Here is a 19573-nt window from a genome sequence, read left to right as displayed (position 1 = left end):
TCAATCTGAGCCAGAATCAAACTCTCCAGTTGAAAAGTATTTGATTCAGAGAACCAAAGTTCTCAAATCGAACTCAAAGCTCTATTTCCCAACTCGCTCTTCACTTGTCAAAGAACCGTGCCGCTCATTCGCGGCGGGGTTGCTTTATGCAACTTTTCGTTTCCGCTGTCAACAACTTTTTTCAAAGTTTCTTTCCAGCGAAGCGCCTTCGGCGTGGACTCGTTTGAGCCGCTGTGCCTCAGCGCGTTTTTGAGTTATGCCCGTTTCACCCCGTCCTGTCAAACACTTTTTTTGTATTTTTTGAAAGAATTTTCTGGTTATATTTATAACTATTTGATAAAATTTAATTTATCGATAAAATATTTTATTTTCCCTTTCGTGCCGATCTCGGCTTTCAAGCCCCTTTTCCGCCTTTCAGAGAGGAAAAAAGTCCGGCGAAAAAAAATCGCCGGCGAGAAGAACGGTTCTTCTCGCCGGCGATATGTTTTTTCTTATGACCGCATGACGGCAACGCAATGACAGAGCCGGTTCATGCCCGGAACCTTCATATTCCTGTTTTTACAGGAGCGGCATATCTCTGTTCCGCGCCATACCGGAACAACGCTCCGAAAAGAAACGCATCCCCGCCAGACATACGTCACGGGCAAAAGTCTCTTACGGATGGTTGTGGAACTTGTCGGTCATGGCTTCGGAGCCGCTGTGGCAGGGAGTGCAGTCCATATTACCCTTCTGGATATCGGACATCTTGCCCTTGCCATGGCAGGTGGTGCAGCCGGTCACGGATTCCTGCTTGCCGAGAACGCCCTTCCAGTCCTTACCGGCTTCGATCTTGGCGTTCAGAATTTCGATGGCCTTGCGGCTCACGTCGGCAGTGATGCGGCCGCAGCGTTCGCTGCGTTCCGTGCTGTTGGCCGCAAGTTTCGTAGCATAGGACCAGCGGGACACGGAAACATGGCAGAGCACGGAATGGGCCACGCTGGTGGGAAGGTCGCCCTTCACGCCCTGGGCAGCGTCGCCGGGATTGTAAATGGGGAAGGCAGTCTGTTCATACCAGCGGAACAGTTCGTTCACCATGGGGGTCGCTTCACTACGGGGATAGAACACGGCAAAGGCCATGGCCGCACCGGCCAGAGCGCCGCAGATGGTGCCCCAGTCGGACATGCCGCCCTTGAAGCCTTCCATCATGGTGAAGGGGAAGCAGTTATAAGGAGCGCCGTACTTTTCGGCCATGGTGCCGACGATGCTGTAGAACACGCCGTAACCGCAGCCGTATCCTTTGTACCAGTATCCCTTGTAGGCCACGGCGCTTGCGGCCGCGATGTCGTCGATCTTCTTCGGGGTCCAGCCGAATTCCCCGCCCATCTGACCGAAGTGCCCGTCCTTGCCGGCGGACATGGCCGGGGCGGCAGGCGCCGCGATAACATTGCCAGACATGGCGGCCAGGGAACCGCCGACAACCAGACCGCCCATGGCGCCCAGCATGGCTCTTCTGCTGTAATCCATACTCTTCTCCGAGGTAGAAAATGACATACTTATACCTTGCCTGTCTGGGGAAAGGTACACGCACGTACTATGTGATTAATGGAACATTATGTCAATCAAAGACAAAAAATATCCTTCGGCGCATTCACGCCGCCCAAAGCCGGTTCTCTGCAAAGACAGAAAATCTCCGCAGGCAGGCTTTCCGCACACAACACTGCAATAAGGCAAAAAAATCCGGCCGTTCCTCTACCTTACGTTTTCCCAGGCGGCGAAGGGATTCTGCACGCAGTACTTGCCGCCGCTTGCCTCCACTCCGCAGCCAGTAATGAAACTTGCCGCATCGGAAGACAGGAAAACCACAAGGCGGGCAATCTCTTCCGTGCGCCCGTAGCGGTTCTGCACGGCCTGCCGCTTCACGGCGCCGTCATCATACTCGCCGAGCACGGCGGCGTTGATGCCGGTGAGCACAAATCCGGGCATGTAGGCCACCACACGGATATTGTCGGGAGCAAGTTCCGCCGCCATGACCTTGGTCATGTGACTTACCGCCGCCTTGGTGATGCCGTAGGCTCCGCGCCCGCCCGTAGGCATGATGGCGGCATAGGAAGAAGCGTTGACGATGACGCCGCCCCCCGCCTTCCGCAAGTGGGGAATAGCGGCACGGGAACCGTAAAGCACGCCGTCCACATTGACGGCAAAAGTTTCCCGCCAGGCATCGAGAGGCATATCTTCCAGGTTGCCCTTGGGGTAAATACCCGCGTTGTTCACCCATACGTCGATACGTCCGAAGCGTTCCACTGCGGCATCCGCCAGCTTTTCCATATCTTCAGCAGACGTGACGTTTCCGCCGACGGCCAGTACGGGCCTCCCCTCATATTCCGCACGAAAGGCTTCCAGCCTGGCGGCGGATCGGCCGCACACAACGACACGGCAGCCTTCTTCCAGAAAAGCGTCCACGCAGGATTTGCCTATACCGGCCGTACCGCCCGTAATGACCACCACCTTGTCGCGAAGTCCCAGATCCATGCTCTTCTCCTTGTTTCCGCAAAAAAACCGGCGTTCCGGTATCAGCGCAGCGCGAAATTGACGACGAAGCAGACCGAAACCACCCACATGACGAGACTCACTTCCTTCGCCCTGCCGGTGCAGAGCCTGATGAGCACATAGCTGATGAAGCCCATACCGAAGCCAGTGGCGATGCTGCTCGTGAGCGGCATGGTGATGATGGTGAGAAAAGCGGGCATAGCGTCGGCCATTTCGCTGAAATCAATGTTCCGGGTTTCCTGTATCATGAGGGAGCCGACCACGATGAGGGCCGGAGCCGTGGCATAGCTCTGAACAAAGCCGACAAGCGGGGCGAAAATAAGACTGACGAGGAAAAGCCCCCCTACGACAACGGAGGTAAGGCCGGTGCGGCCGCCCTCGGCAATACCTGTGGAACTTTCCAGATAGCTTGTCACGGCGGGCGTTCCCAGAAGACCGGAAAGCATGGTGCCGCAGGAGTCGGCCACGAGAGCCTTGTCCAGCCCTTCGATGCTTCCGTCATCCTTCATCAGTCCGGCCTTGCGTGAAAGGCCGATGATGGTGCCCATGCTGTCGAACAGATCCACCATGGTCATGGTAAAAAGTACGGTGAAGAGGCCGTATTCCAGAGCCGCCATGATGTCGAGCTGCAAAAACGTAGGCATGAAACTGGGAACGTTCAGGCTCAGAACGTCGTGTATGCCGTGCGGCACAGGCCCCACGCCCGCAATCATGCCCACCACCGTGGTAACAGCCATACCGAGCAGTATGGAACCGCGCACGCCTTTCGCCTCAAGAACGGCGATGACCAGCAGGCCGACCAGGGAAAGAAGCGTGGCGGGATGTTTCAGGTTGCCCATGGCGACGAAGGTGACCGGATCATCCACCACCACGCCCGCGCTTTTCAGACCAATGAAGGCGATGAACAGACCTATGCCCACGGTAATGGACAGCTTGAGATTGAGCGGGACGGCCCGGATGATCTTTTCACGCAGATTCGTCACGGAAAGCACGAAAAAGACCACGCCGGAAATGAACACTGCGCCCAGGGCCGTCTGCCACGGCAGGCCCATGCCCAGAACCACGGTATAGGCGAAAAAGGCGTTGATGCCCATGCCCGGAGCCAGCGCTATGGGCAGATTCGCCCACAGCCCCATGAACAGCGTGGTCAGGGCTGCGCCCCATACCGTGGCGGCAAAGGCCGCCTCGCGGGGCATTCCGGCATCCGCAAGCATGGCGGGGTTGACGAAAATGATGTAGGCCATGGTCACAAAAGTGGTCATCCCCGCCACGGACTCTATTTTCAGACTGGTTCCGTGCTCCTTAAGTTTGAACATGCTGTCGATCATGCCTGCCATGTGCAACCCCCGTATGGTCTCATAATTACCCTTCTTCTCCGCATAAAAAACAAAACGCGGTTTCCCGCGGCAGAAACGACGGCATTTCATCCGCAGGATGCGCGCTTTTCCGACTCCTCCGCATCCCTTCATCTTCCGGGAACTTTCTCCCGGAAACATACCTTCCCCGAAAAGAGCGTCTGCCCCGGACAACGGAAACTCACGCAACACATCGCCTTCCGTTTCATGCAAAAGCTCCGCACCACACGGCACGATGAGGCCGTAATGCGGCTTTCCACGGAAAATTACCATGAACTTTTTCATAAACCAACATAAAAAGCCGGGGGTTGCGCGGCCGGGAGCATACGGGACTGTACCATAAGGCCTTTCCCATGTACCATGCGTGCGCAGGCTGCGGAGCATTCCGCCGTCATCTCCGCTCCGGCCGGGCATGAGCGCACCGCCGGAGTTTGAAAAACGCTCAAAGTACAGGAGTTACGCCGTGAGCAGCGCCTTTTCTCCCGATAAGGAATATCTTAAATGGTTTGCCGTACTGAGCGGTATTCCCCATGAATCCGGGAATGAAAAACAGCTCAGCGATTTTCTCGTCCGCTTCGCAAAGGAACGCGGCCTCTCCGCCGCTCAGGACGCCGCAGGCAACGTCGTCATCAAAAAGCCCGGCACGCCGGGCATGGAGCAGGCCCCCGCCGTCATTCTTCAGGGGCACATGGACATGGTGTGCGTGAAGGATGAGGGCCTGGCATTCGATTTCGCCCACGATCCGCTGAAGCTCATGACCGACGGCGACCGCCTTTATGCCGAAGGCACCACCCTCGGCGCGGACAACGGCATTGCCCTTGCCTACATGCTGGCCGTGCTCGATTCCTCCGATCTGCCGCATCCCCCGCTGGAAGCAGTAGTCACCGTTGACGAGGAAGTGGGCATGGGCGGAGCCACAGCCTTCGACGTATCCTCTCTCGACGCCTCCCTGTTCCTCAACATGGATTCGGAAGAAGAAGGCATTTTCTGCGTCAGCTGCGCCGGAGGCAGAAGAAGCAGAATGAACATTCCCGTGGAATTTCAGGATGCTTCCACCGTTTGCACAGGCGAAGGCTGGTCTTCCCGGCGCATCACGCTCGGCGGACTCGCAGGCGGACATTCCGGGCTGGAAATCATCCGTGAACGGGGCAACAGCAACAGACTGCTGGCCCGTCTGCTGGACGGACTCGGACGCACCTTCCCCTGCCGTCTTGCCGCCCTGCAGGGGGGCACGGCGGCGAACGCCATTCCCAAGGAAAGCTCGGCCGTGCTGTTCATCAAGGCGGAGGATGAGGCCGTTCTGAAGGAAGTGAAGCGCTGGGAAGAAATATTCCGTCATGAGCTTCGCGGCTCCGACGGCGCAGGCCTTGTCATCAGCATGGACAAGGTGGAAGAAACGCGCGTTCTTACGCCGGAGAGCGAAAAACGCGTTCTTTCCGCAGCGCTGCTCGTGCCTGACGGCATAGCCTCCATGGACAAGAACATCACGACGCAGAACCTTGTGGAAAGCTCCAACAACTTTGCCGTGATCCGCATGGAAGGAGAAAACATCGTCTTCCAGTGCCAGACCAGAAGTTCCGTTGCCAGCAGAAAAGACGATCTGTGCCGCAGAATCGATATTCTCGGCGCGCTGGTCGGCGGGAGCGTCGAACATTCGGGCGATTATCCCGCCTGGGAATACAACCCCGCATCCCGTCTCGAGGCCGTCTTCACGAAGACCTATGAAGAACTCTTCCAGAAAAAGGCCAAAGTGGAAGGCATCCACGCCGGACTGGAATGCGGGCTCTTTGCCGACAAGTTCCAGAAACTCGGCCGCAAGGTGGACTTCATTTCCTTCGGCCCGACGGTGACCGGAGCGCATTCCACCAAGGAAACCCTCCATCTTGCCTCGGCGGAAAGGGCCTGGACGCTTCTTACGGAAGTGCTCCGCCGCATCGGCGAAATGAAGTAACGCCCGGCTGATAAGGGCATATCGAACACAAAAAAAGGCCGCGCCGGAACAAGTTCCGGCGCGGCCTTTTTCCACCTCCAAAGCCATATCCCCGAATGCAGAGACAAGCAGCACTTCGGGCCGTTCCAAAATTCTTCCCGGAAAAACGCTCCTTCCTCAAAAGAACGGACACGGAACCGGACCCAAAAAGCGGATGCCCGCCCGAAGGAGGACATCCGCCCGCAACGCAGAAAAAGGCATTCAGGAGAAGAACTTCTGAATATAGCCCTGCACGAAGACGAGGGCCACAACCAGAGGCAGAATCCAGGTAAGATAGAAACGCAACGCCCGGGGGAATTTGACGCCGCGGCCCGCATCCGTTTCCGCCATGAAATTGTCCCAGCCCCAGCCGAACTTATGACAGCAGAACAGCATGAAGGTGACGGCCCCCACCGAAAGCAGGTTGTTGCTGAGAATGAAGTCTTCAAGATCCATGAGCGTGCTGCCCGCTCCGAGAGGCTGCACGAAGGAAAGCACGTTGAAGCCCAGCACGCAGGGAAGCGTGAGCAGGGTAAGCGCTACGCCGTTGACCAGCGTGGACTTTCTGCGCGACCACTTCCACACGTCCATGCTGTAGGAAATGATGTTCTCGATGACGGTGATCACGGTGGTGAGCGCGGCCGCGCTCATGAACACGAAGAAAAGCGTCCCCCAGAAGCGGCCCCCCGGCATGGAGTTGAACACGTTGGGAAGCGTAATGAAAATAAGTCCCGGTCCGGAATCCGGTTCCACCCCGAAGGCAAAGCAGGCCGGAAAGATGATGAAGCCCGACATCATGGCCACGAAGGTGTCGAGTCCGACGATGCAGAGGGATTCCTGCGTGATGGTGTATTCCCGCCCGAGGTAACTGCCGAAGATGCACATGGAACCTATGCCGAGCCCGAGGGTGAAGAAGGCCTGATTCATGGCATCGTTCAAAAGGCTCCAGATACCGGCATTCACCGCACGTTCCCAGTCGGGGGCAAGGTAGAAGGCAAGGCCGTCCAGAGCTCCCGGCAGGGTGACGGCGCGCAGCGCAAGTCCCAGCATGATGACGAGAAGGCCCGTCATCATGATTTTGACCACGCGTTCTATGCCCCGGCGAAGCCCGAAGCTGCACACCAGAAAACAGAGGATGGACGTGAGAAAGGCCCAGAAGGTCATGCCCGCAGGATCGGCCAGCATGGAGCCGAAGGCGGCGGGCATCTGATCGGGAGGCAGCTCAAGAGAGCCTGCGGCTGTTCTCCATACATAAAAGAGCATCCAGCCCGCCACGGGGATATAGAACATCATGAGCAGATAACTGCCCACCATGCTGATCCAGCCCATGCGGTGCCAGGAAGTGCCCTCGGGTTCCAGCACACGCAGGGCGTTGCCGAGATTCTGCTGCGAAGCGCGGCCCACGGAAAATTCCATGATGAGCAGAGGCAGCGCCAGCATGAACAGAAAGAACAGGTAGGCCGCCACAAAGACGGCCCCGCCGTATTTCCCCGTGATGTAGGGAAATCTCCAGACATTGCCGAGCCCAATGGCGCATCCTGCGGAAACGAACAGAAAACCGATACGGCTGGCCATCTTTTCTCGTTGCATGATTCACTCCGAAATACAAAAAATGCCCGACGCACGGTTTGCGGCGCCGGACGCGAGGGGGAAAAACATCCGCAGGGCCGTGTGACGGCCGGGCGGCGAAGGGGCCTGTTCCGCAGAAGAACAGGCCCCTTCCTGCTAGAAGAATTTCTGAATGTAGCCTTCCACAAAAATAACCAGAAGCACCACAGGCAGTATCCAGGTCAGATAGAAGCGCAGGAACCTGGGGAACTTCAGGCCCGCGCCAGCATCGGCCTCGGCAATGAACTTGTCCCAGCCCCATCCGTAGCGCTGGCAGCAGAACAGGCAGAAGATGAGCGAGCCTATGGGCAGCAGGTTGTTGCTGATGATGAAGTCCTCAAGATCCATGATGGTGGAACCCGCGCCCAGAGGCTGGAAGTCCGACCACAGGTTGAATCCCAGGATGCAGGGAAGCGTGCAGAGGGTAAGAACCACGCAGTTCACCTTCACGGCCTTCTGTCTGGACCATTCGTAAGTGTCCATGAAGTGGGAAATGATGTTTTCCAGCACGGCGATGACGGTGGTGAGCGCGGCCGCGCTCATGAACACGAAGAAGAGCGTGCCCCAGAAGCGGCCCAGAGCCATGTTGTTGAAGATATTGGGGAGCGTGATGAAAATGAGACCGGGGCCTGCGTCGGGCTGCACGCCGAAGGCGAAACAGGCCGGGAAGATGATGAGGCCCGACATGAAGGCGACGAAGGTATCCAGAGAAACGATGAACACCGATTCCTTGGTCAGAGAGTTCTCTCTGTTGAGATAGCTGCCGAAAATGCACATGGCGCCGATGCCGATGCTCAGGGTGAAGAAGGCCTGATTCATGGCGTCGTTGATGAGCGACATGATGCCCGCATCCATGGCGCGCTGCAGATCGGGCACAAGATAGAAGGCCACTCCCTCAAAGCTTCCGGGCAGGGTGATGGAGTGCGCGGCAAGCCCGATGACGATGAGCAGAAGGCCGCCCATCATGAACTTGACCACGCGTTCCACGCCCTTCTGCAGCCCCATGGCGCAGACGCCGAAGCAGCCGAGAGAAGCCACCAGCGTCCAGAAAAGCATGGTGCCGGGGCTGGCGAGAAGGCCGGTGAACACACCGGGAACCTGATCCACCGGAAGGGACAGCCCGCCCGTGGCCGTGACCCAGCAGTAGTACATCATCCATCCGGCCACGGGGATGTAGAACATCATGAGGGCGTAGGAGCCTATGATGCTGAAGCAGCCGAAATACTTCCATCGGGAACCGGGCGTCAGCTCCTGGAAGGCGCGGGACATATTGCGCCGCGAGGCACGGCCCACGGAAAATTCCATGATAAGGATGGGAAGCCCCATGCCGAGAAGGAACACAAGGTAGGCGACAAGAAAGACCGCACCACCATATTTACCTGTAATAAAAGGAAAACGCCATACATTGCCGAGCCCGATGGCACAGCCAGCGGAAAGGAACAGAAATCCCAGTCGACTGGCGAGCTGTTCACGTTGAGCCATACCCTTATTTCTCCTTGGCGGGAATATTTTTTCTCGTATATGATGAAACCTTGCAGAACGGCAACCGGAAATCCCCCTTTTCGGCAGCCGGATACTCTTTTTCAGGCTGTTCTCAGACCTGAGAGGACGGATTTCATACGCCGGGGCAGGCCCCCGGCGGCAATGTTTAGAAGAACTTCTGAATATATCCCTGGGCAAAGATGAAGAGGAAGACCACGGGCAGTATCCAGGTAAGATAGAAACGCAGGAACCTGGGGAACTTCATACCCTTGCCTTCGTCGGCCTCGGTCACGAAGCCGTCCCAGCCCCAGCCGTAGCGGTGACAGCAGAAGAGCATGAACAGGAAGGAACCGAGGGGCAGAATGTTGTTGCTGATGATGAAGTCTTCAAGATCCAGCACGCAGCTGCCCTTGCCGAAGGGTTCAAAACCCGACCATACGTTGAAGCCGAGAATACAGGGAAGCGTAAGCAGGGTAAGCGCCACGAAATTGATGACGGTGGCCTTTCTGCGCGACCAGCCGTAGCCGTCCATGAAGAAGGCGATGATGTTCTCCAGCACGGCGATGACGGTGGTGAGCGCGGCCGCGCTCATGAACACGAAGAACAGAAAACCCCACAGGCGGCCCATGGCCATGTTGTTGAAGATGTTGGGAAGCGTGACGAAGATGAGGCCGGGACCTGCGTCGGGAGTGACGTTGAAGGCGAAACATGCCGGAAAAATGATGAGACCCGCGGTAAGGGCCACAAAGGTATCCAGCGCGACGATGATGACGGATTCCTGAGTGAGGGAACGATCCTTTTTAAGGTAGCTGCCGAAAATGCACATGCTGCCCATGCCCACGCTCAGAGTGAAGAAGGCCTGATTCATGGCGTCGTTGACGAGGGCCATGAATCCGGCATCCATGGCGCGCCCGAAGTCGGGCTTGAGGTAGAATTCCATGCCGCGGCTTCCGCCTTCAAGGAAGCAGGAATGTGCGGCAAGCCCCACCATGATGATGAGCAGCCCCAGCATCATGATCTTGACCACGCGCTCCACGCCCTTCTGCAGGCCCATGGCGCAGATGGCGAAGCAGGAGGCGGAAACCACCACCGACCAGAACAGCATGAGCCAGGGATTGCCCAGCATACCGCCGAATACCGCGGGCACCTGTTCCGTGGGCACGGCCAGCGTGCCGTTCAGCATGAACCAGCAGTAGCAGAGCATCCATCCCGCAATGGGAATATAGAACATCATGAGTATATAGTTGCCGATGGGACTCATGATGCCGAACTTGTGCCACCAGGTACCCTTCGGTTCCAGCTTTTCCAGCGCGTGGGCCATGTTGCGGCGCGAAGCGCGGCCCACGGAGAACTCCATAATCAGTACGGGAAGCCCCACAAAGAGCAGGAAAAGAAGGTAGACGACGAGAAACACCGCACCACCGTATTTGCCGGTGATGTAAGGAAAACGCCACACATTGCCGAGCCCGATGGCGCAGCCGGCGGAAAGAAGCACGAAGCCCAGACGACTGGCAAGCTGCTCTCTTTGAAACATAGGTCCTTCTCCTGCAGATGATTTCCCTAGATATAGGCAAAAAACACCTGAAACGGCAACAACAAAAGCTTCTCTTGTTCCTTTTGAAACACACTTGCGCCGGGGAAAGGCCTGTACTACACCTTGGAGCACATACCATTTCCCGCAGGAACAAGCATGGACGACAGACATCACAAACGCTGGACGCGCTGGGCCAACCGGGGCCTGCTTGCGCTGGAAGGAATACTTACGGGCGCAGCCTGCGCCTTCGTCATCTGCCTCTTCCGTCTGTCCCGCGACAAGGCAGCCCCCCTCATCGCGTCGTGGCTCGGCTCCTTCCGGGAACACTGGTGGATCGCTCCGCTCTGGCTGCTCATGCTCATCGCCGCCGCGCGCTTTCTGGGCTTCCTTGTACGCAAGGTGCCGCTCATTTCCGGCAGCGGTATTCCGCAGACGGAACTCATTGTGCGGGGCAGGCTCCATATCACGCGCGGAGAATGGCTCAGGATACTGCCTGCAAAATTCGTCGGCTGCCTGGTTTCCACGCTGGGAGGCCTCTCTCTCGGCAGGGAAGGCCCCTGCATACAGATGGGCGCGGCCACGGCCGCGCTTCTCACCGGGCTGTGGGACAGATTCTGGTTCTCCGGTCACATCCACATCGCCGCCGGGGCGGCTGCGGGCATGACCGCGGCCTTCGGTTCCCCCGTGGCCGGGCTGCTCTTCGTCTTTGAGGAAATGAAGAGCCGCTTCACCTGGGGCGGCTTCATCGCCGTAGGCTGCGCCGTGGCTTCCGCGGAAATGGTGACCCGCTTTCTCTTCGGTTTCGGCCTTGTCTTCCCCTTTGCCGACATGCAGGCCCCCGGGCTTGCCGAGCTCTGGCTGCTCCCCGTCATGGGCGTTCTCATGGGGGCGGCGGGCGTACTGTACAACAAGGCGCTGCTCGGTACGAAGAATTTCGAGGCCGCGCATACGCCCCTTTCCCAGAACTGGCGCATTCTGCCCCCCATGCTGATCGCCTTTGCGCTGGCCTTCGTCTGCCCGGCCGTGCTGGGCGGCGGGGAAGATCTGGCGGGCAGTCTCATCCGTTTTGCCGGAGAGCCTTCGGCGGTGCTGCGTACCCTTCTTCTGCTCGCCTGCCTGAAAACAGCCTTTTCCCTGCTGAGCTATACCGGCAACGTGCCCGGCGGCATACTCATGCCCATGCTCTGCATAGGGGCGCTCCTCGGCGCTCTGTGCGGGCAGGCGCTGCTCTATGCGGGAATCATCGGTGAAAGCGCCTGGCAGAGCTTCATCATCTACGGTATGGCGGGGTTCTTCGTTTCCATGGTGCGCGCACCTCTCACGGGCATAGCCCTGGTGACGGAAATGTCCGGTTCTCTTTCCTGCCTGCCCGGAGCCATTGTCGTCGCCTTCATCGCCGCATGGACGGCAAACGCCCTCTGCTGTCCGCCGGTGTACGATTCTCTGCGCGCCGCCATAGTGATTTCAAGAAAAAAACAGGAAACATCTGCCAAACGCCCCTGAAGAAGGAGCGCCCCTTCTGCTTCCCTTATGCCGCCTGCAACGGACGGCTTTTCCCAAAATCCGTCCTTTCCGGCACATCACAGAACAACGGCCCGTTTCTTCATGAGAAAACGGGCCGTTGTTCTGCGCCTATACCGGAAATCCTATTCTTTTCTTTCCGAAGATTCCATCATTCTGGTCAGAAGCGCGATACGGTCCGCCAGACATCGTATCTCGGAAAGCATATCCGAAGGCGGCGTGTGTTCATCGCTTTTCGGAAAGGGCTGCTCTCCGGGCATCTTGAAAAGATCGGAAACCGTACACTCAAGAAGATCCGCTATCTCCTGAATCCTGTGCAGCCGGGGAACCACGCTTCCACGTTCTATGCGGGAAAGAGAGTCGGAAGTTATGCCCAGCCTGTCCGCCAGAACGGACTGGGCCATACCCCGGGCCCTCCTTCCGGCCGCGATGTTCGCTCCCAGAAGAACGGCCAGCGCTCTGTCTTTTGTCTCTTTCATGATCTTTTCTCCGACTAGAGATAGCTAAAAGAAAAAATCTCTTTTTTTAACAGCTTATTATATCCATACTAGACATGTTGTGTCGTTTCATGATGAGATGCGACGCACAGTTTCTGCGGAATGAAACAATATGCGTGAATCCTTCCTTTTTCATACTTTTCTTTACAGGAGATAAAAAAATGACCCCTGTGATCGCTCCCTATTGGGCCTGTTGCCGGGAAATCGCCAACACCTGTAAAAATGCTTCAGAAGCAGAAAATAATGCAAAAAAGACGTATGAATCTTATAAGAGTACACTTTCCGTACTCCATGAAGAAATGAGAAATATGGAGAATGCGTTATTTTTTACTGACGATGATCAGCGTGCTGCGGAAATGATGGAGAAGCTGTTCGAGCTTCAGAAAAAAAGAAATGATATGGAGGAAAAAACAAACGAGCTTCTTCTCGTCCTGTATATGCTGAGGAAGGAAAATCTCCGCCGACATCGCTGTGAATACATAGGAAATAATAACATAATGTCAATATATCATTGAATATTTTTTATATTTCCGTTCTCCTTCGCACGTGCCTTCCTTTCCGCTGCGGCTGAACCGTTTTCCGGGAAAGCGGCAAAAAAAACGCCGGCTTCCGGGCCGGCGTTTTTTTTCAGCATATTTTTTGAAGAAAGAAAGGAGCTGAAGGCTCTTTCTCCCCTCATGGGCGTGTTTCTTACTCTTCCGTGTTTTCTCCGTTGTCGGCCACGGTATCGAAACCGACCACGTTCGCGCCGTCGTCCAGACGCACGAGACGCACGCCCATGGTGGCGCGGCCCACGGAACGGACCTCATCCACACTGAGGCGGATGATCTTGTTCGTGGAGGTGAGCAGGATGAGCGAATCCGTATCGGATACGGGCATGGCGCCGATGACGGAACCGGTCTTGGGCGACACCTTGAAGTTGATGAGTCCTATGCCGCCGCGGCTCTGCATACGGTAGAGATCTATCTTGGTGCGCTTGCCGTAGCCCAGGGCAGACACCGTCATGATCATGGTGGAGCTGTCGCCGTCCTTCACGGTGACGCAGGCGACCACCTCGTCGCCGCGGCGAAGTCCAATGCCCTTCACGCCCGAGGCGCTTCTGCCCATGGGACGCACGTCGGGCATGGCGAAGCGTATGGCCATGCCGTGCGCCGTGGCCAGCACCACATGATCGGAATCCGTCACCTCGCGGACGGCGATGAGTTCGTCCCCTTCCTTCAGGCCCAGCGCTATCATGCCGCTCTTGCGGCAGCGTGCGTACAAGGACGCGCTGGAACGCTTGACCATGCCCTGTTTTGTGGTGAAGAGAAAATAGCTTTCCTCGGCAAACTCACGCACGGTAAGGGCGTTGGCCACCCATTCATCCTTTTCCAGGGGCAGAAGGTTGGCAATATGCATCCCCTTGGCCGTGCGGCTTCCCTCGGGAACCTGATGCACCTTGAGCTGATGCATACGGCCCTTGTTGGTGAAGAGCAGCAGGTACTGATGATTGGTGGTGGTGAGGAATTCCTGCACGAAATCATCTTCCGAGGTGTGCAGGCCCGCTATGCCCTTGCCGCCTCTCTTCTGCTGCTGGTAGTTGCCCAGCGTGGTACGCTTGATGTAGCCGCGACGCGACAGGGTGATGACCACATCCTCGTCGGGAATGAGGTCTTCGATATCGATGCCGTCAAGCTCGTCCATGACCACTTCCGTACGGCGGGGCGTGGCATAGGTGTTCTTGATGTACTGCGTTTCCTCACGCAGCACGCCGCGCAGCACTTCGGAATCCTCCAGAATGGAGGTGAGGTAGGCGATGAGCTTCTGCAGTTCGCGGAACTCTTCCAGCAGCTTGTCGCGTTCCAGACCGGTGAGGCGCTGCAGGCGCATGTCCAGAATGCTCTGGGCCTGAACTTCGGTGAAGCCGAAACGCTCCACCAGGCTGGCCTTGGCCTCCTGCGGAGTTTCCGAGGCGCGGATGAGCGCCACGATCTCATCGATGACGTCCAGAGCCTTGAGCAGACCTTCCACGATGTGGGCGCGGGCCTGCGCCTTTTCCAGATCGAAGCGGGTGCGGCGGATGACCACCTCACGGCGATGATCGAGAAAGCACGTGAGCGCCGTGCGCAGGTTGAGCTGCTGGGGCTTGTTGTCCACCACGGCCAGCATGTTGATGCCGAAGGAGGTTTCCAGCGGCGTGTACTTGTACAGCGCGTTGATGACGAGTTCCGGTATGGTGCCCCGGCGCAGGTCGAGAATGATGCGTATGCCCTTCTTGTCGGAAAGATCGCGCAGGTCGGTTACGCCGTCGAGCTTGCGGTCGTTGACGAGCGCCGCAATCTTGGTGACCAGCACGGACTTGTTGAGGGCGAAGGGAATCTCGCGGATGACCACGGACTGCTGGCCCTTCTTGCGTTCCTCCACTTCCACGCGGCCGCGTACCTTCACCACGCCGCGGCCGGTGCGGTAGGCGTCGAGCAGGCCCTGCCCGGCGTAGACGAAACCGGCCGTGGGAAAGTCCGGCCCGTGCACGAGGTCGATGAGGTCATCCACCGTGCAGTCGGGTTCGTCGATGAGACGCAGAAGCGCATCGCACAGTTCCCCGAGGTTGTGGGGAGGAATATTGGTGGCCATGCCCACGGCAATACCGGAGGAGCCGTTGAGGAGCAGGTTCGGCACCTTGGTGGGAAGCACCTCGGGTTCCTGTTCCGAACCGTCGTAGTTCGGACGGAAGTCCACGGTCTTCTTTTCAATATCATCCAGAAATTCCGAAGCGAGGCGCGACATGCGCACTTCGGTATAACGCATGGCGGCGGCGGAGTCGCCGTCGATGGAACCGAAGTTGCCCTGCCCGTCTTCCAGCGGGTCGCGCATGTTGAAATCCTGCGCCATGCGCACCAGGGCGTTGTACACCGCGGAGTCGCCGTGAGGGTGATATTTGCCGATGACGTCGCCCACCACGCGGGCGCTCTTCTTGGTGGGCCTGTTGTAGGTGTTGGCCATCTGCGACTGCGCGAAGAGAATGCGGCGGTGCACCGGCTTCAGGCCGTCGCGCGCATCGGGAATGGCGCGACCTATGATGACGCTGAGCGAATAGGCCAGATAGGACTGGCGCAGCTCTTTTTCTATATCGACTTTAAATTCTGCCACTGTAGGAATCCTTTAGAGCAGTTTGATTTTCAAGGCCGGATGAGGCCCTTCTCCTTTTCCGGCATGGGATTGGGAAGGCACCGCCGGAAAAGGGAGATGTGCCGCGTCAGATATCGAGGTCTTCCATGGAAAGGGCATTGCGGATGATGAAGTCGCGACGCAGGTCGGCCCGATCGCCCATGAGCTCCTCGATGGTGTCGGAGGCCGCCTGGGCGTCTTCGATGCTCACCTGCAGAAGCGCCCTCTTCTCGGGATTCATGGTTGTCATTTCCAGCTGCTCGGGGTTCATTTCACCGAGACCTTTGTAGCGCTGGATGTTGAAGCCCTTGCGCGCTTCGGCATAGGCGGATTCTCTGAGCTCGAAGTAGTCCTTCACCTCACGGGTGGATTCGGAACTCGCCAGCTTCACCGGGAAGGAAGGGCAGGACTGACCGAGCGTCTTCCACACCTGACGGGCATGACGATACATGCGGGCATGGAAGAATTCCACGGCAAGACGGGTACGGTGCCCGCTCTTGTTTTCGAACACGAGGAAGGCGCGCTCGTCGTCCTCCTGCTTTTCCACCTCGAGCGCGGCGGCATAGCCCTGTTCCTTCATCCAGGCAAGGAAGCCTTCGGAAAGACCGGTCTGGGCCACGGCAGGATTCAGTTCCCCTTCATAGCGCAGCAGCGCGAGGAAGAGCTCGCGGGAAATGGCGGAGTTCTCCGCTTCCGTCATGGCCTTTTCCAGCTCGTCGATGCTCTTGAGCAGGGAAATGAGGTCGTTTCCGCGATAGGTTTTGCCCTCCGGCGTGGTGACGGACACGCCGTCGGAAAGACGCTGAAGCAGAAATTCGTCAAGTTCGTTGTCGTCCTTCAGGAACTTGATGGTGCTGCTGCCCTTCTTGATGCCGTACAGCGGAGGCTGGGCGATGTAGATGTGTCCTTCCTCGATGAGCTTGGGATAGTAGCGGAAGAAGAAGGTGAGCATGAGGGTGCAGATGTGCGCACCGTCCACGTCGGCGTCGGTCATGATGATGATCTTGTGGTAGCGCAGCTTGGAATAATCCATGTTCTCGCCGATGCCCACGCCCATGGCCGTGATCATGTTCTTGATTTCTTCGCTCGCGAGCATACGGTCGAATCTGGCGCGCTCCACGTTCAGGATCTTGCCGCGGAGCGGCAGAATGGCCTGCGTCATGGGGTTGCGGCCCTGCTTGGCGGAACCGCCTGCGGAATCGCCTTCCACGATGAAGACCTCGCATTCCGTCGGGTCCTTGCTCTGGCAGTCGGCCAGCTTGCCGGGCAGGGAATTGTCCGACAGAGCGCCCTTGCGCCGCACGAGTTCCCTCGCGCGGCGTGCGGCCTCCCTGGCGCGGGAGGCTTCGGCAGCCTTTTCGATGATGACGCGGATATCCTTGGGATGTTCCTGGAAGTAGACATCCAGCGCGTTGTAGACAATGCCGTTGACGATGCCCACCACTTCGCTGTTGCCGAGCTTGGTCTTGGTCTGACCTTCGAACTGCGGCTGGGGAAGCTTCACGCTGATGATGGCGGTGAGACCTTCGCGCACATCGTCGCCGGAAAGACTGTCGCCCTTCATCTTCTTCTGCAGATCGGGCTGGCTCTTCACATAGTTGTTGATGGCGCGGGTGAGCGCCGTCTTGAAGCCGGCAAGGTGCGTGCCGCCTTCATGCGTGCGGATGTTGTTGGCGAAGGTGAGCGTCTTTTCGTTGAAGCCGGAATTGTACTGCAGCGCGAAATCCACGGTGACGTTGTCCTGTACGCCTTCCCCGCTGATGATGGGGTGCAGCCCGGCTTCGTTGCAGTTCAGATCCTTCACGAACTGCTCAAGACCGCCTTCGGCGTGATAGGTGTGCGTTTCGTTGGTGCGCTCGTCGACGCAGATGATGGTCAGGCCCTTGTTGAGGTAGGCCAGTTCCTCAAAGCGCTTCTTGAGAATTTCAAAGGAGTACACCGTGGTTTCGAAAATTTCCTCGTCGGGCAGAAAGCGCACGGTGGTGCCGTGGCCTTCCGCATCGCCCAGAGGTTCCACCTTGGTCACCGGCACGCCGCGTTCATAACGCTGACGCCATCTCTTGCCGTCGCGCCGTACCGTCACCTCCAGCCAGGAGGAAAGGGCGTTCACGCAGGACACGCCCACGCCGTGCAGACCGCCGGAAACCTTGTAGGCGTTGTTGTCGAACTTGCCGCCCGCGTGGAGCTTGGTCATGACCACCTGCACGGCGGGAATGCGGAGCTTGGGATGGATGTCCACGGGAATGCCGCGCCCGTTGTCGCGCACGGTGACGCTGTTGTCCATGTGCAGAATGACTTCTATCTTGTTGCAGAAGCCCGCCATGGCTTCGTCGATGGAGTTGTCCACCACTTCGTAGACGAGGTGATGAAGGCCTCGGCTGTCCGTGCTGCCTATATACATGGCCGGGCGCTTGCGTACCGCCGCCAGACCTTCCAGCACCGTAATGGCGGAAGCGTCGTATGCGGTCTTGCCGGACCGGAGATTTTCCTGGCTCATGGGAATTCCTGAATGATATGGTTGGCCCGGAGAACCCGGGGCGTAAAGAAGATGCAGTATATACGAAAACGCAGAAAACTTCAAATCCCTGTGCAGGGGATGGGCCCATACCCTTTATGAGCGCAAAAAGGCTCCTGAAGCCTCCAAAAAGGCAAGGCCCCCGTGACGGGGCCTTTGCGGGCATGGGGAAAAGCGGAAAAAACGCGGGAAACGCACGGTACGGGCGCGTTTCCCGCACGGGACCCTATTCTTCTTCCGTATAGTAGGAGGACTCGGCAATTTTCATGGGCATGAGAATGACGGTGTACTGCGCGTCTTCCGAACCGGTGATGCCGCAGGGGCCTTCCGCTCCGGTGAAGACGTAGTGCAGGCTCTGGGACTGGAAGTGCCCGAGAATGTCCATGAGGCTGCGGGTGGGGAAGGCGATGAGCTCAAGATCGCCGGAGAAGGAACCTTCCAGGTGTTCCGTGGCGGAACCGGTTTCCTGCCCCTGGGCGGAGAGTTCCACTTCCTGCGGAGAGAAGCGGAAGTAGGTGCAGCGGTCGCTGTCGTTGTTGAAGATGAGCAGACGGTCGAGAGCGTTCAGCGTTTCGCGGCGGTCCACGTCGAGCTGCGAGGTATTGGCGCCGTCGAGTCGGGCGAGGAAGCTCAGATGATCGGGATAGCTGAAGTTGGCGCTTCTCGGCACGCTCAGCGTTTCGCTGCCGGAGCCGGTGCGGATGTGGAAGCGACGTTCGCTGATGTTCAGCATGACCTCATCGTTGCCCAGCCACTTGCGGAGTTCATTGACGTACTTCTTCTGGATGAGCAGGCCGTTTTCGGGAAGAAGACGGGCAAGATCGTCGTTGATGAAGCGCACCATGGCGAACTGATGGCCGTTCAGGCCGCACACGTCCACCTTACCGTTCTCCCCGGCCTTGAGGTACAGGCAGGCCAGACCTTCGGCGCTGTCGTCGTCGCTGATGCAGAAGGCCACTCTGTCGATGACGTCCTGGAAGAAGTCGCCGGACCAGAGCACCGCGCCTTCTTCGGGGAAGGGAGGCAGAGGCTGGAACCACACCGGGTCCACGGTGGGAAGCTTATAGGAACGGCGACCCTGCTCCACGGAAAGAATATGCGTGGCCTCGTCGAGCTTCAGGCTGATTTCTCCTCCGGGAAGACGGCGCAGAAGTTCCACGAAGGCGCGTCCGTTCACACCGGCCGTGCCCTCTTCCCTGATTTCCGCAGGATAGGTTCCGGTGAATTCGATGTTCACGTCCGTGGACATGATGGTCAGCCTGTCTCCGTCGGGAGTGCGTACGGCCTGGAGCCAGATGGAACGAAGATACGCCGCTCCCGCCTTGCTGGGAATGATGGACGCGGCTTTCTGAAGGCCTTCGATGATCTGTTCCTTTTTGACGGTCAAATACATGTTTTTTCCTTGTAGTAGATGGTTAA

The 19573-nt window shown here is 57.9% G+C and carries 15 protein-coding genes; 4 read left to right on the top strand and 11 right to left on the bottom strand.

The genetic code is table 11. The features are described from left to right. The first annotated feature begins 117 nt into the window (after positions 1 to 117). Positions 118 to 519: a hypothetical protein gene (locus CZ345_RS16470; RefSeq protein WP_144277211.1), complete on the top strand. Its 402-nt coding sequence runs from the start codon at positions 118 to 120 to the stop codon at positions 517 to 519. A gap of 135 nt (positions 520 to 654) precedes the next feature. Here CZ345_RS16470 and CZ345_RS02475 read toward each other — a convergent pair whose 3' ends face one another. The 3 genes from CZ345_RS02475 to CZ345_RS02465 all read right to left on the bottom strand — a co-directional run bounded on the left by CZ345_RS02475 (position 655) and on the right by CZ345_RS02465 (position 3863). After that, on the bottom strand, positions 655 to 1503 hold the full coding sequence (locus tag CZ345_RS02475; RefSeq protein WP_077071607.1) for a split-Soret cytochrome c: 849 nt from the start codon (positions 1501 to 1503) through the stop codon (positions 655 to 657). 225 nt (positions 1504 to 1728) lie between these two features. After that, a complete protein-coding gene (locus CZ345_RS02470) occupies positions 1729 to 2508 on the bottom strand; it encodes an SDR family NAD(P)-dependent oxidoreductase (RefSeq protein WP_077071606.1) in 780 nt (259 codons plus the stop codon). A gap of 41 nt (positions 2509 to 2549) precedes the next feature. Beyond that, the gene (locus CZ345_RS02465; RefSeq protein WP_077071626.1) at positions 2550 to 3863 is read right to left on the bottom strand and encodes an NCS2 family permease; all 1314 of its coding nucleotides are present in this window, start codon (positions 3861 to 3863) and stop codon (positions 2550 to 2552) included. Between the two features lie 481 nt (positions 3864 to 4344). On the opposite strand from CZ345_RS02465, the gene CZ345_RS02460 reads away from it, so the two are divergent. Further along, the gene (locus CZ345_RS02460) at positions 4345 to 5832 is read left to right on the top strand and encodes an aminoacyl-histidine dipeptidase (RefSeq protein WP_077071605.1); all 1488 of its coding nucleotides are present in this window, start codon (positions 4345 to 4347) and stop codon (positions 5830 to 5832) included. Positions 5833 to 6072: 240 nt separating this feature from the next. Here CZ345_RS02460 and CZ345_RS02455 read toward each other — a convergent pair whose 3' ends face one another. From CZ345_RS02455 to CZ345_RS02445, 3 genes are all read right to left on the bottom strand, one after another. Then, a complete protein-coding gene (locus tag CZ345_RS02455; RefSeq protein WP_083717073.1) occupies positions 6073 to 7440 on the bottom strand; it encodes a sodium-dependent transporter in 1368 nt (455 codons plus the stop codon). Positions 7441 to 7575: 135 nt separating this feature from the next. After that, positions 7576 to 8940 carry a sodium-dependent transporter gene (locus CZ345_RS02450; protein ID WP_077071603.1) on the bottom strand — a complete coding sequence of 455 codons (1365 nt, stop codon included), beginning with the start codon at positions 8938 to 8940 and terminating at the stop codon, positions 7576 to 7578. 166 nt (positions 8941 to 9106) lie between these two features. Then, a complete protein-coding gene (locus CZ345_RS02445; protein WP_077071602.1) occupies positions 9107 to 10474 on the bottom strand; it encodes a sodium-dependent transporter in 1368 nt (455 codons plus the stop codon). 156 nt (positions 10475 to 10630) lie between these two features. Between CZ345_RS02445 and CZ345_RS02440 the strand changes: the two genes are divergently transcribed. Continuing rightward, on the top strand, positions 10631 to 11977 hold the full coding sequence (locus CZ345_RS02440; protein WP_077071601.1) for a chloride channel protein: 1347 nt from the start codon (positions 10631 to 10633) through the stop codon (positions 11975 to 11977). A 143-nt stretch (positions 11978 to 12120) separates the two neighbouring features. On the opposite strand, the gene CZ345_RS02435 is transcribed toward CZ345_RS02440, so the two are convergent. Next, positions 12121 to 12474, bottom strand: coding sequence for a helix-turn-helix domain-containing protein (locus CZ345_RS02435; RefSeq protein ID WP_077071600.1), 354 nt, complete (start codon positions 12472 to 12474; stop codon positions 12121 to 12123). A 179-nt stretch (positions 12475 to 12653) separates the two neighbouring features. On the opposite strand from CZ345_RS02435, the gene CZ345_RS02430 reads away from it, so the two are divergent. Continuing rightward, positions 12654 to 13007 carry a hypothetical protein gene (locus CZ345_RS02430; protein WP_077071599.1) on the top strand — a complete coding sequence of 118 codons (354 nt, stop codon included), beginning with the start codon at positions 12654 to 12656 and terminating at the stop codon, positions 13005 to 13007. On the opposite strand, the gene CZ345_RS16830 is transcribed toward CZ345_RS02430, so the two are convergent. The 4 genes from CZ345_RS16830 to dnaN form a co-directional block, all read right to left on the bottom strand. After that, the gene (locus CZ345_RS16830) at positions 13001 to 13171 is read right to left on the bottom strand and encodes a hypothetical protein (RefSeq protein ID WP_154674795.1); all 171 of its coding nucleotides are present in this window, start codon (positions 13169 to 13171) and stop codon (positions 13001 to 13003) included. The two genes, CZ345_RS02430 and CZ345_RS16830, sit on opposite strands and share 7 nt — an antisense overlap. Before the next feature lie 11 nt (positions 13172 to 13182). Beyond that, positions 13183 to 15621 carry a DNA gyrase subunit A gene (gene gyrA / locus CZ345_RS02425; RefSeq protein WP_077071598.1) on the bottom strand — a complete coding sequence of 813 codons (2439 nt, stop codon included), beginning with the start codon at positions 15619 to 15621 and terminating at the stop codon, positions 13183 to 13185. Positions 15622 to 15727: 106 nt separating this feature from the next. Further along, positions 15728 to 18136: a DNA topoisomerase (ATP-hydrolyzing) subunit B gene (gyrB, locus tag CZ345_RS02420; RefSeq protein WP_077071597.1), complete on the bottom strand. Its 2409-nt coding sequence runs from the start codon at positions 18134 to 18136 to the stop codon at positions 15728 to 15730. 244 nt (positions 18137 to 18380) lie between these two features. Beyond that, complete coding sequence (dnaN, locus tag CZ345_RS02415) at positions 18381 to 19547, bottom strand: DNA polymerase III subunit beta (RefSeq protein ID WP_077071596.1); 1167 nt, start codon at positions 19545 to 19547, stop codon at positions 18381 to 18383. Positions 19548 to 19573: the final 26 nt, after the last annotated feature.

This window comes from Mailhella massiliensis (genome assembly GCF_900155525.1).
Taxonomy (GTDB): Bacteria; Desulfobacterota; Desulfovibrionia; order Desulfovibrionales; family Desulfovibrionaceae; genus Mailhella; species Mailhella massiliensis.
Note: the sequence above shows the minus strand (reverse complement) of the source record. Positions and strands in the feature narration are given on the sequence as shown.

Coding starts and splice junctions, on each gene's coding strand:
- CZ345_RS02475 (WP_077071607.1), bottom strand. CDS start 1,503: ATGGATTACAGCAGAAGAGCCATGCTGGGCGCCATGGGCGGTCTGGTT.
- CZ345_RS02470 (WP_077071606.1), bottom strand. CDS start 2,508: ATGGATCTGGGACTTCGCGACAAGGTGGTGGTCATTACGGGCGGTACG.
- CZ345_RS02465 (WP_077071626.1), bottom strand. CDS start 3,863: ATGGCAGGCATGATCGACAGCATGTTCAAACTTAAGGAGCACGGAACC.
- CZ345_RS02455 (WP_083717073.1), bottom strand. CDS start 7,440: ATGCAACGAGAAAAGATGGCCAGCCGTATCGGTTTTCTGTTCGTTTCC.
- CZ345_RS02450 (WP_077071603.1), bottom strand. CDS start 8,940: ATGGCTCAACGTGAACAGCTCGCCAGTCGACTGGGATTTCTGTTCCTT.
- CZ345_RS02445 (WP_077071602.1), bottom strand. CDS start 10,474: ATGTTTCAAAGAGAGCAGCTTGCCAGTCGTCTGGGCTTCGTGCTTCTT.
- CZ345_RS02440 (WP_077071601.1), top strand. CDS start 10,631: ATGGACGACAGACATCACAAACGCTGGACGCGCTGGGCCAACCGGGGC.
- CZ345_RS02435 (WP_077071600.1), bottom strand. CDS start 12,474: ATGAAAGAGACAAAAGACAGAGCGCTGGCCGTTCTTCTGGGAGCGAAC.
- CZ345_RS02430 (WP_077071599.1), top strand. CDS start 12,654: ATGACCCCTGTGATCGCTCCCTATTGGGCCTGTTGCCGGGAAATCGCC.
- CZ345_RS16830 (WP_154674795.1), bottom strand. CDS start 13,171: ATGAGGGGAGAAAGAGCCTTCAGCTCCTTTCTTTCTTCAAAAAATATG.
- gyrB (WP_077071597.1), bottom strand. CDS start 18,136: ATGAGCCAGGAAAATCTCCGGTCCGGCAAGACCGCATACGACGCTTCC.
- dnaN (WP_077071596.1), bottom strand. CDS start 19,547: ATGTATTTGACCGTCAAAAAGGAACAGATCATCGAAGGCCTTCAGAAA.